General features: G+C 66.8%; 14 protein-coding genes. 6 read left to right on the forward strand and 8 right to left on the reverse strand.

The annotated features are described in order from the left end of the window. The first annotated feature begins 11 nt into the window (after nt 1-11). Complete coding sequence (locus tag ACE3SL_RS10320) at nt 12-2,045, forward strand: 3-hydroxyacyl-CoA dehydrogenase NAD-binding domain-containing protein (RefSeq protein WP_374525648.1); 2,034 nt, start codon at nt 12-14, stop codon at nt 2,043-2,045. Between the two features lie 143 nt (nt 2,046-2,188). Continuing rightward, nucleotides 2,189-2,422, forward strand: a complete 234-nt coding sequence (locus ACE3SL_RS10325) for a hypothetical protein (protein ID WP_374525649.1) — start codon at nt 2,189-2,191, stop codon at nt 2,420-2,422. A 105-nt stretch (nt 2,423-2,527) separates the two neighbouring features. Here the strand turns inward: ACE3SL_RS10325 and mmsB are convergent, their stop codons facing one another. The 8 genes from mmsB to ACE3SL_RS10365 form a co-directional block, all read right to left on the reverse strand. Continuing rightward, nucleotides 2,528-3,403 (reverse strand): 3-hydroxyisobutyrate dehydrogenase, encoded by an 876-nt coding sequence (gene mmsB / locus ACE3SL_RS10330; protein WP_374525650.1) that lies wholly within the window; start codon nt 3,401-3,403, stop codon nt 2,528-2,530. Between the two features lies 1 nt (nt 3,404). Next, on the reverse strand, nt 3,405-4,187 hold the full coding sequence (locus ACE3SL_RS10335) for an enoyl-CoA hydratase-related protein (RefSeq protein WP_374525651.1): 783 nt from the start codon (nt 4,185-4,187) through the stop codon (nt 3,405-3,407). Between the two features lie 111 nt (nt 4,188-4,298). Then, complete coding sequence (locus ACE3SL_RS10340; protein ID WP_374525652.1) at nt 4,299-5,357, reverse strand: enoyl-CoA hydratase/isomerase family protein; 1,059 nt, start codon at nt 5,355-5,357, stop codon at nt 4,299-4,301. Next, nucleotides 5,354-6,499, reverse strand: coding sequence for an acyl-CoA dehydrogenase family protein (locus tag ACE3SL_RS10345; RefSeq protein WP_374525663.1), 1,146 nt, complete (start codon nt 6,497-6,499; stop codon nt 5,354-5,356). Before ACE3SL_RS10345 ends, ACE3SL_RS10340 begins: the two co-directional genes overlap by 4 nt. A 211-nt stretch (nt 6,500-6,710) precedes the next feature. Then, a complete protein-coding gene (locus ACE3SL_RS10350; protein WP_374525653.1) occupies nt 6,711-7,103 on the reverse strand; it encodes a RidA family protein in 393 nt (130 codons plus the stop codon). Then, nucleotides 7,096-7,404 carry an I78 family peptidase inhibitor gene (locus ACE3SL_RS10355; RefSeq protein ID WP_374525654.1) on the reverse strand — a complete coding sequence of 103 codons (309 nt, stop codon included), beginning with the start codon at nt 7,402-7,404 and terminating at the stop codon, nt 7,096-7,098. Before ACE3SL_RS10355 ends, ACE3SL_RS10350 begins: the two co-directional genes overlap by 8 nt. 19 nt (nt 7,405-7,423) lie before the next feature. After that, nucleotides 7,424-7,975, reverse strand: coding sequence for a hypothetical protein (locus tag ACE3SL_RS10360; protein WP_374525655.1), 552 nt, complete (start codon nt 7,973-7,975; stop codon nt 7,424-7,426). A gap of 49 nt (nt 7,976-8,024) precedes the next feature. After that, the gene (locus ACE3SL_RS10365; protein WP_374525656.1) at nt 8,025-9,530 is read right to left on the reverse strand and encodes a CoA-acylating methylmalonate-semialdehyde dehydrogenase; all 1,506 of its coding nucleotides are present in this window, start codon (nt 9,528-9,530) and stop codon (nt 8,025-8,027) included. A 101-nt stretch (nt 9,531-9,631) separates the two neighbouring features. On the opposite strand from ACE3SL_RS10365, the gene ACE3SL_RS10370 reads away from it, so the two are divergent. The 4 genes from ACE3SL_RS10370 to ACE3SL_RS10385 all read left to right on the forward strand — a co-directional run bounded on the left by ACE3SL_RS10370 (nt 9,632) and on the right by ACE3SL_RS10385 (nt 16,431). Further along, the gene (locus tag ACE3SL_RS10370) at nt 9,632-10,516 is read left to right on the forward strand and encodes a LysR family transcriptional regulator (RefSeq protein WP_374525657.1); all 885 of its coding nucleotides are present in this window, start codon (nt 9,632-9,634) and stop codon (nt 10,514-10,516) included. Between the two features lie 126 nt (nt 10,517-10,642). Then, on the forward strand, nt 10,643-11,821 hold the full coding sequence (locus ACE3SL_RS10375) for an efflux RND transporter periplasmic adaptor subunit (protein ID WP_374525658.1): 1,179 nt from the start codon (nt 10,643-10,645) through the stop codon (nt 11,819-11,821). A gap of 6 nt (nt 11,822-11,827) precedes the next feature. After that, the gene (locus tag ACE3SL_RS10380; protein ID WP_374525659.1) at nt 11,828-15,028 is read left to right on the forward strand and encodes an efflux RND transporter permease subunit; all 3,201 of its coding nucleotides are present in this window, start codon (nt 11,828-11,830) and stop codon (nt 15,026-15,028) included. After that, on the forward strand, nt 15,025-16,431 hold the full coding sequence (locus ACE3SL_RS10385; protein ID WP_374525660.1) for an efflux transporter outer membrane subunit: 1,407 nt from the start codon (nt 15,025-15,027) through the stop codon (nt 16,429-16,431). The genes ACE3SL_RS10380 and ACE3SL_RS10385 overlap by 4 nt, the downstream gene beginning before the upstream one ends. The last annotated feature ends 387 nt before the right edge of the window (nt 16,432-16,818 follow it).

Genomic DNA, 16,818 nt, shown 5'->3' on the forward strand with positions numbered 1-16,818 from the left:
GGAGTTCTCCCATGTCCGATGAAACCCCCGTCAGCGTGACGATGCAGAAGGACGGCGACGTCGCCGTCGTCGTCGTCAACAATCCGCCGGTGAACGCGCTCTCGTGGCACGTCCGTCAGGGCCTGAAGGACAATTTCGAGGCCGCGCTCGCCGACGACGGCGTCAAGGCGATCGTGCTGCGCTGCGACGGCGCGACCTTCATCGCCGGCGCCGACATCAGCGAATTCGGAAAGGCCCCGCGCGGCCCCGATTTCAACGCGGTGCTGAACATGATCGAAGCGGCGTCGAAGCCGGTCGTCGCGGCGATTCACGGCACCGCGCTCGGCGGCGGGCTGGAGACCGCGCTCGTCTGCCATTATCGCGTCGCTGTCCCGTCGGCGAAGCTCGGCGTCCCCGAGGTCAAGCTCGGCCTGCTCCCCGGCGCGGGCGGCACGCAGCGCCTGCCGCGCGTCGTCGGGGTCGAGGCCGCGGCGACGATGACCTCGCTCGGCGAACCGCTTCCCGCCGCCAAGGCGAAGGAGCTCGGCCTCGTCGACGAGCTTGCGGGCGAGGACAGCCTCGCCGCCGACGCGATCGCCTTTGCCCGCGCGAAGATCGCCGACGGCCCGCGCCCGACGCGCGAGCGCAAGGTGTTCGGCGATGTCGCGGTGATCGAGCAGCTCAAGGCGGCGAACGCCAAGCGCTGGCGCGGTTTCGAGGCGCCTTATGCGAACCTCGCCTGCGTCGAGGCGGCGACGCGGCTGCCCTTCGACGAGGGCCTCGCCTTCGAACGCCAGGAATTCATGAAGCTGATGATGGGCAGCCAGTCGGCGGCGCAGCGCCACATTTTCTTCGCCGAGCGCCAGGCCGCGAAAATCGATGGCCTGCCCAAGGACATCAAGCTGCGCGATATCAAGCGCGTCGGCATCATCGGCGCCGGCACGATGGGCGGCGGCATCATGATGAACTTCCTGCAAAAGGGCTTCGCCTGCACGATCGTCGAGATGCAACAGGACGCGCTCGACCGCGGGCTGGGCGTCGTGCGCAAGAATTACGATGCCTCGGCCGCCAAGGGCCGCTTCAAGCCCGAGCAGGTCGATCAGATGATGGGGCTGATCACCCCCGCGCTCGAACTCGACGCGCTCGCCGACTGCGACCTCATCATCGAGGCGGTCTATGAGGATATGGGCGTCAAGAAGGAGATTTTCGGCAAGCTCGACGAGATCGCCAAGCCCGGCGCGATCCTCGCGTCGAACACCTCCTATCTCGACGTCAACGAGATTGCGGCATCGACCAGCCGCCCCGGCGACGTGCTTGGCATGCATTTCTTCTCGCCCGCCAACGTCATGAAGCTGCTCGAGGTGGTGCGCGGCGACAAGACCGCCGACGATGTACTCGCCACGGCCATGGCGATCGGCAAGAAGATCGGCAAGGTCGCGGTCGTCGCGGGCGTCTGCCACGGCTTCATCGGCAACCGCATGCTCGCGCCGCGCCAGATCGAGGCGCAGAAGCTGCTGCTCGAAGGCGCGACCCCACAGCAGGTCGACAAGGTTCACACCGATTTCGGCATGCCGATGGGCCCGTTCCAGATGAGCGACCTCGCCGGCGTCGATATCGGCTGGCACCGCGACCCCAACCGCATCGAGAGCATCCGCGACGCGCTCTGCGCCGAGGGCCGCTGGGGGCAGAAGAAACAGGCGGGCTTCTACGATTATGACGAGAAGCGCACCCCCACGCCGAGCGCGCGGGTCGAAGAGATCATCGCCGAGTTCCGCAAGCGGGCGGGGGTCGAGAAGCGCGAGATCACCGATCAGGAGATCATCGAGCGCACCCTCTATCCGATGGTCAACGAGGGCGCGCTGATCCTTAGCGAAGGCAAGGCGCAGCGCGCGAGCGACATCGATGTCGTGTGGATCTATGGCTATGGCTGGCCGGTCTATCGCGGCGGCCCGATGTTCTGGGCCGGTATCGAAGGCACCGACAAGATCGCCGCGGCGCTGGAGAAGCACGGCTTCGCCGTCGCGCCGCTGCTCAAGGAAAAGGCCGAGGCGAAATCGGGTTTCTGACCCCTCGCCGATAAGGAAATGATAGCCGCCTGTCCCGGCGCGGGGCGGGCGGCTATTCCTTTATGGCGATGCCGCCACGCGCGGCCCGATAAATCCGCGATTCAGGGTTAAAGCCATGGCGAGGGCGGCCGTTACGGCAGAGCATGAACGCCATGTTTCTGACGGCCATCCTGCTCCTTGCCGGTAACGCCGCGGCATCGCCGGCGCCCGTGCCGCAAGCGACGGCGGTCGGTGTCGCGCGCGCGCGCATCCTGTCGCCCGCCGAGGTGCGGCGGGTCGGCGACCGGCTGGAAATCAGAACCGGCGACCACCACGCGCCGACGCAGATGCATCGCACGGCGCGCGCTGATGGTGGTGAGACGGCGGACTTTTACTGAAACGAGCCCAAATTCCCGTTCGTGCCGAGCGAAGTCGAGGCACGCCGGCACAGCCTCAGACGCATCTCGACTTCGCTCGATGCAAACGAACTCGGGTGTATGGCCTCAGCCCTGAAGCGTTTTGATGATCGCGGAGAAGTCGCGGCCGTCCTTGTCGGCCTCGACGAACGCCTCGTAAAGCTCGCGCGCTTTCGTTCCCATCGGAACGTCGGCATCGACGCTCGCCGCCGCTTCCATCGCGAGGCGCAGATCCTTGAGCATCAGCGCCGCGGCGAACCCGCCCTTGTAATCATTGTCGGCGGGGGTGGTCGGACCGACACCGGGAAGCGGCGCATAGCTCGTCAGCGACCAGCACTGGCCCGAGCTGACCGAGGCGATGTCGAAGAATTTCTGCGGATCGAGGCCGAGCTTCTGCGCGAGCGCGAGCGTCTCACACGTCGCGATCATCGAGGCACCGAGCAGCATGTTGTTGCAGATCTTCGCTCCCTGTCCCGCACCGGCGCCGCCGGCGTGGATCACCGCCTTGCCCATTTTCGCAAGGATCGGTTCGGCGCGCGCGAAGCCCTCGTCGGTGCCGCCGACCATGAAGGTCAGCGTGCCCGCATTGGCGGCGGCGATACCACCCGAGACCGGCGCGTCGACCGCGACGAGGCCCTTGGCGGTGGCGGCCTCGATATTCGCGCGCGCGGTCGCGACGTCGATCGTCGAGCAGTCGAGCAGCAAGGTGCCGGGCGCGGCGTTCGGAAAGACGTCGGCTTCATAGACCGACGCGACATGTTTGCCCGCGGGGAGCATGGTCACGACGGCTTCGGCGCCGGCGACGGCTTCGGCGGCCGACGCAGCGCGTGCGCAACCGGCCTCGACCGCCCGCGTCAGCGCCTCTTCGCTGAGGTCAAAGGCGCGGACCTCATGACCTGCCTTCGCAAGGTTTGCGGCCATCCCGCCGCCCATATTGCCGAGCCCGATGAATGCGATTTTCATGTCAGCGCCCCTTCCACACGCCTTCGCGCTTTTCGATGAAGGCGGCCATGCCTTCGGCCTTGTCATCGGTCGCGGCGAGGATCTGGAACAGGCGGCGTTCGTAAATCAGCCCTTGATCGAGCGTCGTTTCGAACGCGGCGTTGACCATATCCTTGTTCACCATCGCGGCCATCGGCGGCATCGATGCGATCAGGCTGGCGGTCTTTACCGCTTCATCGACCAGAGTCGCATGGTCGACGACGCGCGCGACGAGGCCCGAACGCTCGGCTTCGGCGGCGTCCATCATCCGGCCGGTCAGGCACATTTCCATCGCCTTCGCCTTGCCGACCGCGCGGGTCAACCGCTGCGACCCGCCCATGCCGGGGGCGACGCCGAGCTTGATTTCGGGCTGGCCGAATTTCGCCTTGTCCGACGCGATGATGAAATCGGCCATCATCGCGAGTTCGCACCCGCCGCCGAGCGCGAAGCCGTTGACCGCAGCGATCCACGGCTTGCGGACCTTCTTCACGAAGTCGCTCGTCCATTTCGAGAAGAAGTCTTCGAGGTAGAAATCGGCCGCCGGCTTGTCGGCCATTTCCTTGATGTCGGCGCCCGCGGCGAAAGCCTTGTCGCCCGATCCGGTGAGCACGGCGCAACGCTGGCTGTCGTCGGCTTCATATGCCGCAAAGGCCGCGATCAGATCGTCGAGCACGCCGGAGTTGAGTGCGTTCAAGGCTTGCGGACGGTTGAGCGTCACCAGCGTGACGGCGCCGCGCTGTTCGACGAGGAGGGTCTCGTAGGTCATTCGTTATCTCCGGTTTTTCGTCATGCCGGACTTGATCCGGCATCCCGCTTTGCAACGGTTAAGAAGCGGGACCCCGGATCAAGTCCGGGGTGACGAAGATGTGTGGCAAGGTCAGGTTAGCGGGGTCCACGTCTCTTTTTCAGGCAGCGGCGCGAAGATCGCGTCGATCCAGTCGTCGGTCACAGCCTCGGGGGTCGGCGGGTCCCATTTCGGGCTGTTGTCCTTGTCGATGATCAGCGCGCGGACGCCCTCGATGAAGTCGTGCATCCGGACGACGCGGCTGCCGATCGCATATTCCTGGGCCATCTGGCTCGCGAAGTCGTGCATCTCGCCGCCTTCCTTGAGCTGACGGAGCGCTACCTTGCAGGTTTGCGGGCTCTTGGTGCGGAGCGCGTCGAGTTCCTTCGCCGCCCATTCGCCGCCATCGGCTTCGAGCGCGGCGAGGATATCCTCATAGGTGTCGCTCGCGAAGAGGCGGTTGATCTTGTCGATCCGGCCGGCGATCGCGGCGGGCGGAGCGGTGACCGAGAGCTCGCCCAAAATGCCGCCGATGCGGTCGGGGTGCTGCGCGATACGCGCCTTGGCTTCGGCAAGCTTTTCGGACGGAAGATAATGGGTCGCAAGGCCGAGCGCGAGGCACTCCGCCCCGTCGAGCCGCGCGCCGGTGAGCGCGAGGAAGACGCCGACGCGCCCTTCGAGCCGCGGCAGATACCAGCCGCCGCCGACGTCGGGGAACAGGCCGATCCCGGTCTCGGGCATCGCGAAGCGCGTATGTTCGGTCGCGACGCGATATTTGGCGGGCTGCGAGATGCCGACCCCGCCGCCCATGGTGATGCCGTCCATGAAGGCGACGACAGGCTTCACGTAAGTGAAGAGCAGATGGTTGAGGCGATATTCGGTGTGGAAGAAGGCCCGCGCCTCCTTGCCGTCCTTCGCGCCGCTCTCCGCGAGCATGCGGATGTCGCCGCCGGCGCAGAAGCCGCGGCCCTCGCTATGGTCGATGATCACCGCCTCGACGGCGTCGTCGTCGCGCCATTTGAGCAGCGCGTCGATCATCGCCTGACACATCGGCAGGTTGAGTGCATGGATCGCCTTGGGGCGGTTCAAGGACAGGCGGCCGACACGGCCGTCGGTTGCGATCAGCACGTCGTCTGTAGAATTGGGGGTCATTGGCGCAACAAGTCCCTTCCCACGATCATCCGCATCACCTGATTGGTCCCTTCGAGGATCGAATGGACGCGCAGGTCGCGCCAGAAGCGCTCGATCGGATAATCCTTCAGATAGCCGTAGCCGCCAAACAATTGCAGCGCGTCGTTGACGATCCTGCTGCCATTGTCGGTCGCGAGCCGCTTCGCCATCGCCGAGAAGCGCGACTTGTCGGGGGCGTTTGCGGTGACTTTCGCCGCGGCGAGATAGAGCAGGGCGCGCGAGGCCTCGAGGTCGGTCGCCATGTCGGCGAGGGTGAACTGGGTGTTCTGGAAATCGGCGATCGGCTGGCCGAACTGCTGGCGGTCCTTCGTATAGGCGATCGCCTCGTCGAGGCAGCGCTGCGCCCCGCCGAGCGAGCAGGCGCCGATGTTGAGCCGTCCGCCGTCGAGCCCCGCCATCGCGAAGCGGAAGCCGTCCCCCTCGGCGCCGACCAGATTTTCGGCGGGCACGCGGCAATCCTCGAAGATCACCTGCGCGGTCGGCGAGGCGTTCCAGCCGAGCTTCTTCTCGGGCGCGCCGAAGCTGAGGCCGGGCGTGTCCTTTTCGATGACGAGGCAGCTGATGCCTTTCGACTTTTCCTCGCCGGTGCGGACCATGCAGACATAGATGTCGTTATATCCCGCGCCCGAAATGAACTGCTTGGTGCCGTTCAGCACATAATGGCCGCCATCCTTCTTCGCGGTGGTCTTAAGCGCCGCGGCGTCGGACCCTGAACCCGGTTCGGTCAGGCAATAGCTCGCGATCTTCTCCATGCTCACGAGGTCGGGCAGGAAGCGTGCCTTGATCTCGGCGCCGCCGAAGCGGTCGATCATCCAGGTCGCCATATTGTGGATCGAGACATAGGCGCTGGTCGCAGGGCAGCCATAGGCCATCGCTTCCATGATCAGCGCGGCTTCGAGCCGGCCGAGCCCGATGCCGCCCGATTCCTCGGCGACGTAAATCGCGCCGAAGCCGAGCTCCCCCGCCGCCTTCCAGACGTCGACAGGATAATGATGCGTCTCGTCCCATTCGCCCGCGAAGGGCGTGATGCGATCGGCGGTGAACTTGCGCGCCATGTCCTGAATGGCGAGCTGGTCGTCGGTAAGCTGGAACTGGTCGGTCATCGTCGTCTTTTCTCTGTCGTCATGCTGACGAAAGTCAGCATCCATTCGGAACTGGCCATCTCTATCATGTTCCCCCGCGAGGGCGGGGGTCCATCTCCGGCCGGTGCCATCTCGAAACGGTTCGAGATGGATTCCCGCCTTCAGCCTTTGGCTGAAGTTTATCCTGAGCGCCCGCCCTGCGGGCGGTCGAAGGGCGGGGAAACATGGCCTCTTACAAAATCACCGCCTCGGCCTCGATCTCGACTTTCCACTCCGGGCGGATCAGCGCGGGGATGACGAGCATCGTCGCGGCCGGGCGGATGTCCTTGAACACCGCGCCATGGGCATGGCCGACGCGGTCGGCATCTGCGGCGTCGGTGATATACATGCGGGTGCGGACGACATCGGCGAAGCTGCCGCCGAGCGCTTCGAGCGCCTCGCCGATGATCGCGAGGCAGCGCGCCGCCTGCGCCCCGGCGTCGCCGGGGGTCGACGAACCGTCAGGCTCGATCGGCGCGCAGCCGGCGACATCGACTCGGTTCCCCACCCGAACCGCCCGGCTGTAGCCATAGACGGGTTCGAAGGGGGATGCGGAACTATGGTTGCGGCGCGAACCGTCAGCCACAGGTGACCTGCGTGATCTTGTACGCGTCGTCATACATCGCGTTCACCCGGTCCTGCCGGTAATCCATCGTCATCGCCGAGCGCGGCGGCCCCCAGCGCAGCGTGCGGGCGCCGGTCGCCTTGACGATCGCGCCGCCCAGATCCGGCGTCGCCGTCTGGCCGACGAAGCTCTGCCCAGCATCGGCGTTGCAGGTCATTTCGGCGGGCGGCGGCGGGGCCGATTCGGCCGGACCTTCGCTTCCCGCGCAGGCGGCGAGCGGCAGGGCGGCGGCGGCGATTGCGAACAGGCGAATATCCATCATGAGTCTCCCTTTCTTGCCATCAGGCGCAGCGGCTATAGCGCATCGGCTCGGGCGCGGCACCCTCGCCATAATCGCGGCGGACGAGCGTCCTGCCGCCGTCCTCGACGGTGAGTTGCATCAGCCGGTCCCAATCCTCGCCCTCGCCGCTGAACTTGTAATCGGCGACGAGGCGCGTCGTGCTGCGCTCGCGAATACGCGCCAGAACGCCATGCGATTCATAGAAGCCGAGGCTCGTCGCATCGATCGCCAGCGCCGTCAGGTCGGTGCCGCGTTTGGCCTGGCAGTCGGCCGCCTTGAGCGCCCAGCGTCCGCGGAGCATGGCGGGGATCACCGCTTCGCCGGTGCCGATACCGGGCTCGGGCTTCGCGGGCGGCTTGACCGCAGGGTCGGCGATATAGTCGGGCAAGCTCTCCTGCGCCGCGGCCGGTGCGGAGGGCGCGGCTTCGGGGATTAGCGGCGCCGTTTTGGTGGCGCTGTCGTCGGGAACGGCCTGCTCGTCCCTGCCATCCTTGGCGCCCCCACCGCACGCGGCGAGCAGCAGCAGCCCTATGGGGAGTGCGTATCGGATCATCGTCTTTCTCCTTCGACAGGAGAAATGTCCGGCGCGGGGCACGGGTTGCCTAGCCCATCGTCGGGATGACAAAGGCGTTGCCGCCATCCGGCGAACCATCGGGCCAGCGTGCGGTGACGGTCTTGACCTTGGTCCAGAACTTCACGCCTTCCATGCCGTGCTGGTTGGTGTCGCCGAACGCCGAGCGCTTCCAGCCACCGAACGTATGGTAAGCGACCGGCACCGGGATCGGCACGTTGATGCCGACCATGCCGACATTGACGCGCGCGGCGAACTCGCGCGCGGCGTGGCCGTTGCGCGTGAAGATGGCGACGCCATTGCCATACTGGTGCTTCGACGGCAGCTCGAGCGCCGTCTCGAAATCAGCGGCGCGGACGATCTGGAGGACGGGGCCGAAGATTTCTTCCTTGTAGCTTTCCATGTCGGGAGTGACATGATCGAACAGCGTCGGGCCGACGAAGAAGCCCTTCTCATGCCCCTGCAGCGTGAAGCCGCGGCCGTCGATGACCAGTTCGGCACCCTCGTCGGCGCATTTCTGGATCCAGCCCTCGACCTTCTGCTTGTGTGCTTCGGTGACCACCGGGCCGTAATGCGCCTCGGCATCGGTCGACACGCCAACGCGCAGCGCCTCGATCGCGGGGACGAGCTTCTCGCGGAGGCGGTTCGCGGTGTCCTCGCCGACGGGGACGACGACCGGCAGCGCCATGCAGCGCTCGCCCGCCGAGCCGAAGGCGGCGCCGGTGAGGTCGTTCACCACCTGGTCAAGGTCGGCGTCGGGCATGACGATGCCATGGTTCTTCGCGCCGCCCATCGCCTGGACGCGCTTGCCGTTAGCGACGCCGCGGTTATAGACATAATGCGCGATGTCCGACGAGCCGACGAAGCTGACCGCGCCGATATCGGGATGGTCGAGGATCGCGTCGACCATTTCCTTGTCGCCGTGGACGGTCTGGAAGATGCCCTCGGGCATCCCGGCCTCGAGGAACAGTTCCGACAGGCGCACGGGAACCGACGGGTCGCGCTCGCTCGGCTTGAGGATGAAGGCGTTGCCGACGACGGTCGCGATCGCGCCCATCCACAGCGGGATCATCGCCGGAAAGTTGAACGGGGTGATGCCCGCGCCGATGCCGATCGGCTGGCGCATCGAATAGACGTCGATGCCGGGGCCGGCACCGATCGTATAGTCGCCCTTGAGCACATGCGGCGCGGCACAGGCGAATTCGACGACGTCGAGCCCGCGCTGGACGTCGCCGCGCGCGTCGGCAATCACCTTGCCATGCTCGGCCGAGAGCATCTGCGCGAGCTCTTCCATATTGGCCTCGACCAGCCGCTTGAATTCGAACATCACGCGGGCGCGGCGCTGGGGGTTCGTCATCGCCCAGCCGGGCTGCGCCGCCTTCGCCGCCGCGACGGCGCGGTCGAGGACGGCGCGGTCGCCGAGCGCGACCTGCGCCTGGATGCCGCCATTGTTCGGGTCGAGCACGTCGCCGAAGCGCCCCGAACCGCTGGCGCTGCCGCCGGCACCGCCGGCGATGTGATGGTCGATCTGTCGCATGGCTGTTGAGTCTCCCGGTAAATCTTGCGTCTGCCACAGACCAGTTGCGGCCCGATTGCAAGGGATAGACTTGCAGGACGATGCTGCATATTTGCAGGCAGATGGACTGGGACAAGCTGCAATATTTCCTGTTCGTCGCGCGCCACGGCACCCTCGCGCGCGCCGGCGCGGCGCTGCACGTCGATGCGACGACGGTCAGCCGCCGGGTCAGCGCGCTCGAAACAGCGCTCGGCCAGACCCTGTTCGAGCGCGCGCCGACCGGCTTCGTCCTGACCGCGGCGGGCCGCGCGCTCGTCCCGCACGCCGAGGCGATGGCGGCGGCGGCGGCGCGCATCCACATGGCGGACGGCGGATCGGGGCTGTCGGGGCAACTCCGGGTCAGCGTCTCCGAAGGCTTCGGCAACAGCTTCATCGCACCGCGGCTCGCTTCTTTCGTCGCGGCGCACCCCGAGCTCGAGATCGATCTGGTCGCCTCGTCGGGCTTCCTCGACCCGTCGCGGCGCGAGGCCGATATGGCGATCCTGCTCGCCCGCCCCCGCAAAGGCCCGCTGATCACGCGCAAGCTGGCGGACTACAGCCTCGGCCTCTACGCGCCCGCCGACCGGCCCGACTGGCAGGCGGCGGCTGAGCGTACGCCGCTGGCGCGCGCGGGGATTCCGGTGATCGGTTACATGCCCGACATCCTCTATGCGCCCGAACTCGACTATCTCGGCGAGATCGAGCCGGGGCTGCGCGCCAATGTCCGGTCCTCGTCGATCCTCGCGCAGCGGCGGATGATCGCGGGCGGCGCCGGGGTCGGCGTCCTGCCCTGCTTCCTCGCCGCGGATGACCCGGCGCTGGTACGCATCCGGCCGGAACAGGCGATTGCGCGCGCCTTCTGGCTCGCGCTCCACCGCGACATCGCGCCGCAGCCGCGCATCCGTGCCTTCATCGACTGGCTCGATGCCGAGGTGCGCGAGAGCCGGGGACTGCTCGTTCCCGGCTGATTTCACACGCAATCCAATTGTCGCACTTTGTCGCAAGCGCCTGAAAGCACTTGCATGGTGCAGGGCGATGGGCTGAATAGCCCCGACTCCCCAGCCGCCCGGCCTAACCCGAGACGGATTTATCGAATGACGACCAAGAAGCCGCTGCTCCTGATCGGAGCCCTGTGCGTGGCGACGCTTTCGCTCGGCGCCTGTTCGGGAAAGGAAGAAGGCCGCGGCAATCGCACCCCCGAAGTCGGCTATGTCGTCGTCCAGCAGGAAGCCGTGCCGGTGACCACGTCGCTCGGCGGCCGCACCGTCGCCTTCGAGACGAGCGAGGTCCGGCCGCAGGTGAACGGCGTCATCCGCCGCCGCCTGTTCACCGAAGGCGGTTTCGTCCGCGCCGGCCAGCCGCTCTACCAGATCGACGCGAGCCTCTATCAGGCGGCGGTCGATCAGGCCGCGGCGAATCTGGCGAGCGCGCGCGCGAGCGTGCAGGCGGCCGAGGAAAAGGCGCGGCGTTTCGAGCCGCTCGCGAAAATTCAGGCCGTATCGCAGCAGGATTACAGCGACGCGCTGGCGCAGGCGCGCAGCGCGCGCGCCGCGGTCGCGCAAAATGCCGCCGCGCTGGAAACCGCGCGGATCAACCTGCGCTACACCAGCCTCGCGGCGCCGATCAGCGGGCGCATCGGACGCAGTCTCGTGACCCCCGGCGGGCTGGTCAGCGCGAGCCAGGCGGCCCCGCTCGCGGTAATCCAGCAGACCGACCCGATCTATGTCGATATGCAGCAGTCGAGCGCCGACCTCACCCGGCTGCGTCAGGCGCTCGCCAGCGGCGGCGTGACCCCCGGCGGCACGTCGGTGCGGCTGAAACTCGAGGACGGCAGCGACTATCCCCTCGCCGGCACGGTGCAGTTTTCAGAAGTGACGGTCAGCGAGGAAACCGGCACCGTGACGCTGCGCGCGCGCTTCCCCAATCCGCAGGGGCTATTGCTTCCCGGCATGTTCGTGACCGCGCTGTTCGATCAGGCGATCAACCCGACCGCGATGCTCGTGCCGCAAGCCGCGGTGCAGCGCGATTTCGACGGGTCGGCCTTCGTCTATCTGGTCGGCAAGGACAACAAGGCGGCGCGGCGCAAGGTCGTCGCCGAGCGCACCGTGGGGGCGAACTGGGTCGTCACCGACGGGCTGAAGCCCGGCGACAAGGTGATCACGCAGGGGGTCGGCAACCTCAAACAGGGTGCGCCGATCAAGCCGGTTCCGGCAAGCAGTCCGCAGCGGTTGGGGGCACCCGCGGGCAAGGACGCAGCGGCGAAAGGTCGATAAACCCCCATGTCGCGCGTCTTCATCGATCGGCCGATCTTTGCCTGGGTGCTGGCGATCGTCGTCATGCTCGGCGGTCTCGGAGCACTCTTCTCGCTGCCGATCGAGCAATATCCCGATATCGCGCCGGCGCAGGTCAATATCCGCGCCTCCTATCCGGGCGCGTCGGCCGAAGCGATCGAGAACAGCGTCACGCAGGTGCTGGAACAGCAACTGACCGGGATCGACGGGCTGCTCTATTTCAGTTCGCAGTCGAGTTCGCGCGGACAGGCGAACATCACCGCGATCTTCGCCAAGGGAACCGACCCCGATATCGCGCAGGTGCAGGTGCAGAACAAGATCGCCTCGGCGATCTCGCGTCTGCCGCAACAGGTGCAGAGCCAGGGCATCCGCGTCACCAAGGCCAATTCGGACTCGCTGCTGCTCGTCGGCGTCTATGACACCACCGACACGCGCTCGTTCCAGGACGTGTCCGATTTCCTGTCGTCGAATATCCAGGACCCGCTGTCGCGCGTCGAGGGCGTCGGCGACGTCAATGTGTTCGGGTCGCCGCACGCGATGCGGATCTGGCTGAACCCGCAGCGGCTCGCCGCGGTCTCGCTGATGCCCGGCGACGTGGTCAATGCGATCACCGCGCAGAATGCCGAGGTCGCGGCGGGCGAGGTCGGCGGCACCCCGGCGCCGAAAGGACAGATGCTCAACGCGACGGTGACCGCGCAATCGCGGCTGCAGACCGCCGAGCAGTTCGAGAATATCGTCCTCAAGACGCTGCCCGACGGGTCGAGCGTGCGGATCAGGGATATCGCGCGGGTCGAGATCGGCGCCGAAAATTATGCGACGATCGTCCGCATCAACGGCCACCCGGGCGCGGGCATGTCGATCTCGCTGTCGCCCGGCTCCGACGCGCTCGAAACCGCCGACCGCGTCAAGACGCGCATGCAGGAACTCGCCGCCGACTTTCCCGACGGGCTGACCTACAGCTATGCCAACGACGCGACCGCCTTCATCAAGCTGTCGGTCAGCGAGGTACAGAAATCGCTGTTCGAGGCGATTCTGCTCGTCGTCCTCGTCATGTTCGTCTTCCTGCAGAGCTGGCGCGCGGTGCTGATCCCCGCGATCGCGGTTCCGGTCGTGCTGCTCGGCACCTTCGGGGTCTTCTATATATTGGGCTTCACGATCAACACGCTGACCTTGTTCGGCCTGACGCTGGCGATCGGCCTCCTCGTCGACGACGCGATCGTCGTCGTCGAGAATGTCGAGCGGTTGATGGAGGAAAATCCCGGCATGTCGGCGCGCGAGGCGACGATCGAGTCGATGAAGGAGCTGCAGGTCGCGCTGGTCGCGATCGCGCTCGTGCTGTCGGCGGTGTTCCTGCCGATGGCCTTTTTCGGCGGATCGACCGGGGTCATCTATCGCCAGTTCTCGGTCACGATCGTCTCGGCGATGGCACTGTCGGTGCTCGTCGCGCTGATCCTCAGCCCCGCGCTGACCTCGACCTTGCTCAAACCCCGGCTGGCGCACGGCGAAGCGCGCGAGCGCGCGCATCGCTTTCCGCGCGCCCATGCCGCGATGAAACGTGCGCAGGACGGCTTCAACACCCGCTTCGACACTATGGTCAAACGCTATGTCGGCAGCGTGACCAAGGTCGTCGATCGCAAATGGCGATTCGTCGGCCTCTATCTGCTCATCGTCGCGCTGCTCGCGGTGCTGTTCGTGCGGCTGCCCGGCGGTTTCCTGCCGAATGAGGACCAGGGCCGCGTCTCGGTCCAGTTCCGCCTGCCTGCCGGCGCGACGCAGGAACGCACGCTGCAGGTACGCGACCAGATCGAGACATATCTGCTGACGCAGGAAAAGGCGAATGTCGGCGCGCTGTTCCTCATCGCTGGCGGCGGGGGCGGCGGCGGCGCGGTCGGCCAGAACACCGGCCAGGGCTTCATCAACCTCATCGACTGGGATTCGCGGCCGGACAAGGAGAATAGCGCCGATGCGATCGCCGACCGGACGCGCAAGGCGCTGTCGGGACTTCGCGACGCGCAGGTGTTCGCGCTCGTCCCTGGCGCAGTGCGCGGCCTTGGCGACACATCGGGGTTCACGATGGAATTCCAGAACCGCAGCGGGATGAGCCGCGAGGAATTCGCCGCGGCGCGCGACCGGCTGCTCGACATGGCGAACGCCAATCCGAAGCTGACCTCGGTCCGCCTGTCCGACCTTCCCGACGTCGCGACGCTCAAGATCGACATCGATACGCAGCGGCTGACCGCTTACGGCCTGACCAACGGCGACGTGAACAACACCCTGTCGACCGCATGGGGCGGCCGCTACGTCAACGACTTCATCGACAAGGGCCGCGTCAAGCGCGTCTATGTTCAGGGCGACGCGCAATATCGCGCCAAGCCCGAGGATCTCGGCCAATGGTATGTCCGCTCGTCGGACGGCCAGATGTCGCCCTTCTCGGCCTTTGCCGACATCGGCTGGTCGACGACGCCGAGCAGCACCTCGCGCTTTCAGGGCGTCCCCGCCTTCGAAATCTCGGGCCAGCCCGCCGCCGGCACCAGTTCGGGCGAGGCGATGGACGAGATGGAGCGAATGGCGGCGGAAATTCCCGGCACCAGCGTCGCCTGGGCGGGCTCCTCCTATCAGGAACGGCTGTCGTCGGGGCAGGCGCCCCTCCTCTATGCGCTGTCGCTGCTCGTCGTTTTCCTCTGCCTCGCGGCGCTCTACGAGAGCTGGTCGATCCCGCTCGCGGTGCTGCTGATCATCCCGCTCGGGCTCGTCGGATCGGTGTTCGCGGTGACGCTGCGCGGGCTCGAGAATGACGTCTACCTCCAGATCGGCCTTTTGACGACGATGGGGCTCGCGGCGAAGAATGCGATCCTGATGATCGAATTCGCCGAGCAGGAGGAGCGGAAGGGCAAGCGCGTGATCGAGGCGGCGATCGAGGCGGCGCGCATCCGTCTGCGCCCGATCCTGATGACGAGCTTTGCCTTCATCTTCGGCGTGCTGCCGCTCGCGATCGCGACTGGCGCGGGCGCGAACAGCCGCGTCGCGATCGGCACCGCGGTGATCGGCGGGATGCTGACCGCGGCCTTCCTCGCCATCTTCTTCATCCCGCTCTTCTTCGTGCTCGTCCGCCGCGGGGTGCGCGACGGGCTCGCGGCGATGCGCCAGCGGTTCGGCAAGAAGGACGGTGGGACCGAGGTGACGGCATGAAACCGCGCATATTTCTTCTGATTGCAACGCCGCTGCTCCTCGCCGGCTGCTCGCTCGCGCCGAAGACGGTGCTGCCCGCGCCGCCGGTGCCGCAAAGCTGGCCGGTGGGCGATGCCTATCTGCTGCAGAGCGAGGCGGCGCTGCCGGTCCTGTCGTACAAGACGATCTTCACCGATCCGCGGCTCCAGCGCCTCGTCGATCAGGCACTGGAAAATAACCGCGACCTTCGCACCGCCTACGCCAATGTCGCCGCGGCACGCGCGCAGGCCCGCGTGAGTCGAGCGGGGCAATTTCCGGCAATCGGCGCCAGCGCCGGAGCGGGCTATTCGGACAGTGGAGGAAGCGGAAATGGCAGCGGCGATTTCTCGCTGCGCGGCGGGATCACCGCGTTCGAGCTCGACCTGTTCGGCCGTCTTGCCAACGCCGCCGAATCGGACCGCAACAGCGCGCTCGCGACCGAGGCGGCGTCGCGCACGGTCCGGCTCGGCCTGATCGCCGATCTCGCGAACAGCTGGGCGACTTATGGCGCCGACCGCGACCTGCTCAAGATCGCCGAAGATACCGCCGCCAACGCGCGCGAAAGCGTGCGGCTGACCAGGGCGCGGCTCGACGGCGGCGTCGCGCCGCGCACCGATCTTCGCCAGGCCGAACAGATTCTCGCGACCGCCGAGGATTCGATCGCGCAGCAGAAGACCGCGCTCGCGCAGGACGAGAATCTGATCCGGCTGCTCGTCGGCGCCGAGTTCGACCGTGCGCTGCTTCCCGCCGGGCTCGCCGAGGCGACGCCGGGCGTCGTGTCGCTTCCCCCGGGGGTCGATTCGCGGATCTTGCTCCGCCGCCCCGACGTGATCGAGGCCGAATATCGCCTGCGCGCCGCCAACGCCGACATCGGCGTCGCGCGCGCGCGGCTGTTCCCGGCGATTTCGCTGACCGGGCTGCTCGGCTTCGCGAGCGATGCACTGGGAAGCCTGTTCGACGGCGGATCGTTCAACTGGTCGGCCGGGGGCGACGCCAGCGCGACGATCTTCGACTTCGGCGGCCGCCGCGCCGGGGTCGATGCGACCAAGGCGCAGCGCGATGCCGCGCTGTCGAGCTATGAAGGCGCGATCCAGACCGCCTTTCGCGAAGTCGCCGACGCGCTCGCGGTGCAGGGCACGATAGCGGAACGCGTCCGCGCCGCCGCAGCGAACACGTCGGCCGCCGCCGACACCGCGATGCTCGCCGACGCGCGCTACAAGGGCGGGGTCGACAGCTTCCTCGCCAGCCTCGACGCGCAGCGCAGCCTCTACGCGGCGCGGCGCAGCGAGATCGGCACAGGGTTGCTGCTCGTCCAGACGCGAATCGCGCTGTTCCGCGCGCTGGGCGGGGATAGCGGCGCCGGGAGCGACGCGGCGGGGCGCTGATTATCTCACGCAAAGGCGCAAAGGCCCGAAGACTTTAGCCGCGAGGGCGGTTTTCGGAGAGTCTCACACAAAGACACAAAGAGGGCGGTTGTGCCCGCATAATTTTGACGACGTCCGGCCCATTTTCCTCAAATGAAGATAAAGCGACGCTGCGGCGGCAACTGCCCTCTTTGTGTCTTTGTGTGAGATTTTCTTCTTCGCGCCCTTGCGCGAGATAAACCGACGCAACGCCCACCGCCTTGACAAGCGCCAGCGGCAAAGCGCTATAAAGAACATATAGAGAACATTATGCGCGAGTCGTTTCATCAACTCGCCGCGCTGCGCCATCGCGTCGCGCGGCTCGCCGCCGAGGGCGGCGCGGCAAGCCGTCCGGCGGGCGGCGGGCTC

Origin of the sequence: Sphingopyxis sp. (genome assembly GCF_041916015.1) — a bacterium.
In the GTDB taxonomy this organism is placed as follows: domain Bacteria; phylum Pseudomonadota; class Alphaproteobacteria; order Sphingomonadales; family Sphingomonadaceae; genus Sphingopyxis.

Excerpts from the sequence above, each read along its gene's own strand:
- ACE3SL_RS10320 (WP_374525648.1), top strand. The coding sequence starts at position 12 with ATGTCCGATGAAACCCCCGTCAGCGTGACGATGCAGAAGGACGGCGAC.
- ACE3SL_RS10325 (WP_374525649.1), top strand. The coding sequence starts at position 2,189 with ATGAACGCCATGTTTCTGACGGCCATCCTGCTCCTTGCCGGTAACGCC.
- mmsB (WP_374525650.1), bottom strand. The coding sequence starts at position 3,403 with ATGAAAATCGCATTCATCGGGCTCGGCAATATGGGCGGCGGGATGGCC.
- ACE3SL_RS10335 (WP_374525651.1), bottom strand. The coding sequence starts at position 4,187 with ATGACCTACGAGACCCTCCTCGTCGAACAGCGCGGCGCCGTCACGCTG.
- ACE3SL_RS10340 (WP_374525652.1), bottom strand. The coding sequence starts at position 5,357 with ATGACCCCCAATTCTACAGACGACGTGCTGATCGCAACCGACGGCCGT.
- ACE3SL_RS10345 (WP_374525663.1), bottom strand. The coding sequence starts at position 6,499 with ATGACCGACCAGTTCCAGCTTACCGACGACCAGCTCGCCATTCAGGAC.
- ACE3SL_RS10355 (WP_374525654.1), bottom strand. The coding sequence starts at position 7,404 with ATGATGGATATTCGCCTGTTCGCAATCGCCGCCGCCGCCCTGCCGCTC.
- ACE3SL_RS10360 (WP_374525655.1), bottom strand. The coding sequence starts at position 7,975 with ATGATCCGATACGCACTCCCCATAGGGCTGCTGCTGCTCGCCGCGTGC.
- ACE3SL_RS10365 (WP_374525656.1), bottom strand. The coding sequence starts at position 9,530 with ATGCGACAGATCGACCATCACATCGCCGGCGGTGCCGGCGGCAGCGCC.
- ACE3SL_RS10370 (WP_374525657.1), top strand. The coding sequence starts at position 9,632 with ATGGACTGGGACAAGCTGCAATATTTCCTGTTCGTCGCGCGCCACGGC.
- ACE3SL_RS10375 (WP_374525658.1), top strand. The coding sequence starts at position 10,643 with ATGACGACCAAGAAGCCGCTGCTCCTGATCGGAGCCCTGTGCGTGGCG.
- ACE3SL_RS10380 (WP_374525659.1), top strand. The coding sequence starts at position 11,828 with ATGTCGCGCGTCTTCATCGATCGGCCGATCTTTGCCTGGGTGCTGGCG.
- ACE3SL_RS10385 (WP_374525660.1), top strand. The coding sequence starts at position 15,025 with ATGAAACCGCGCATATTTCTTCTGATTGCAACGCCGCTGCTCCTCGCC.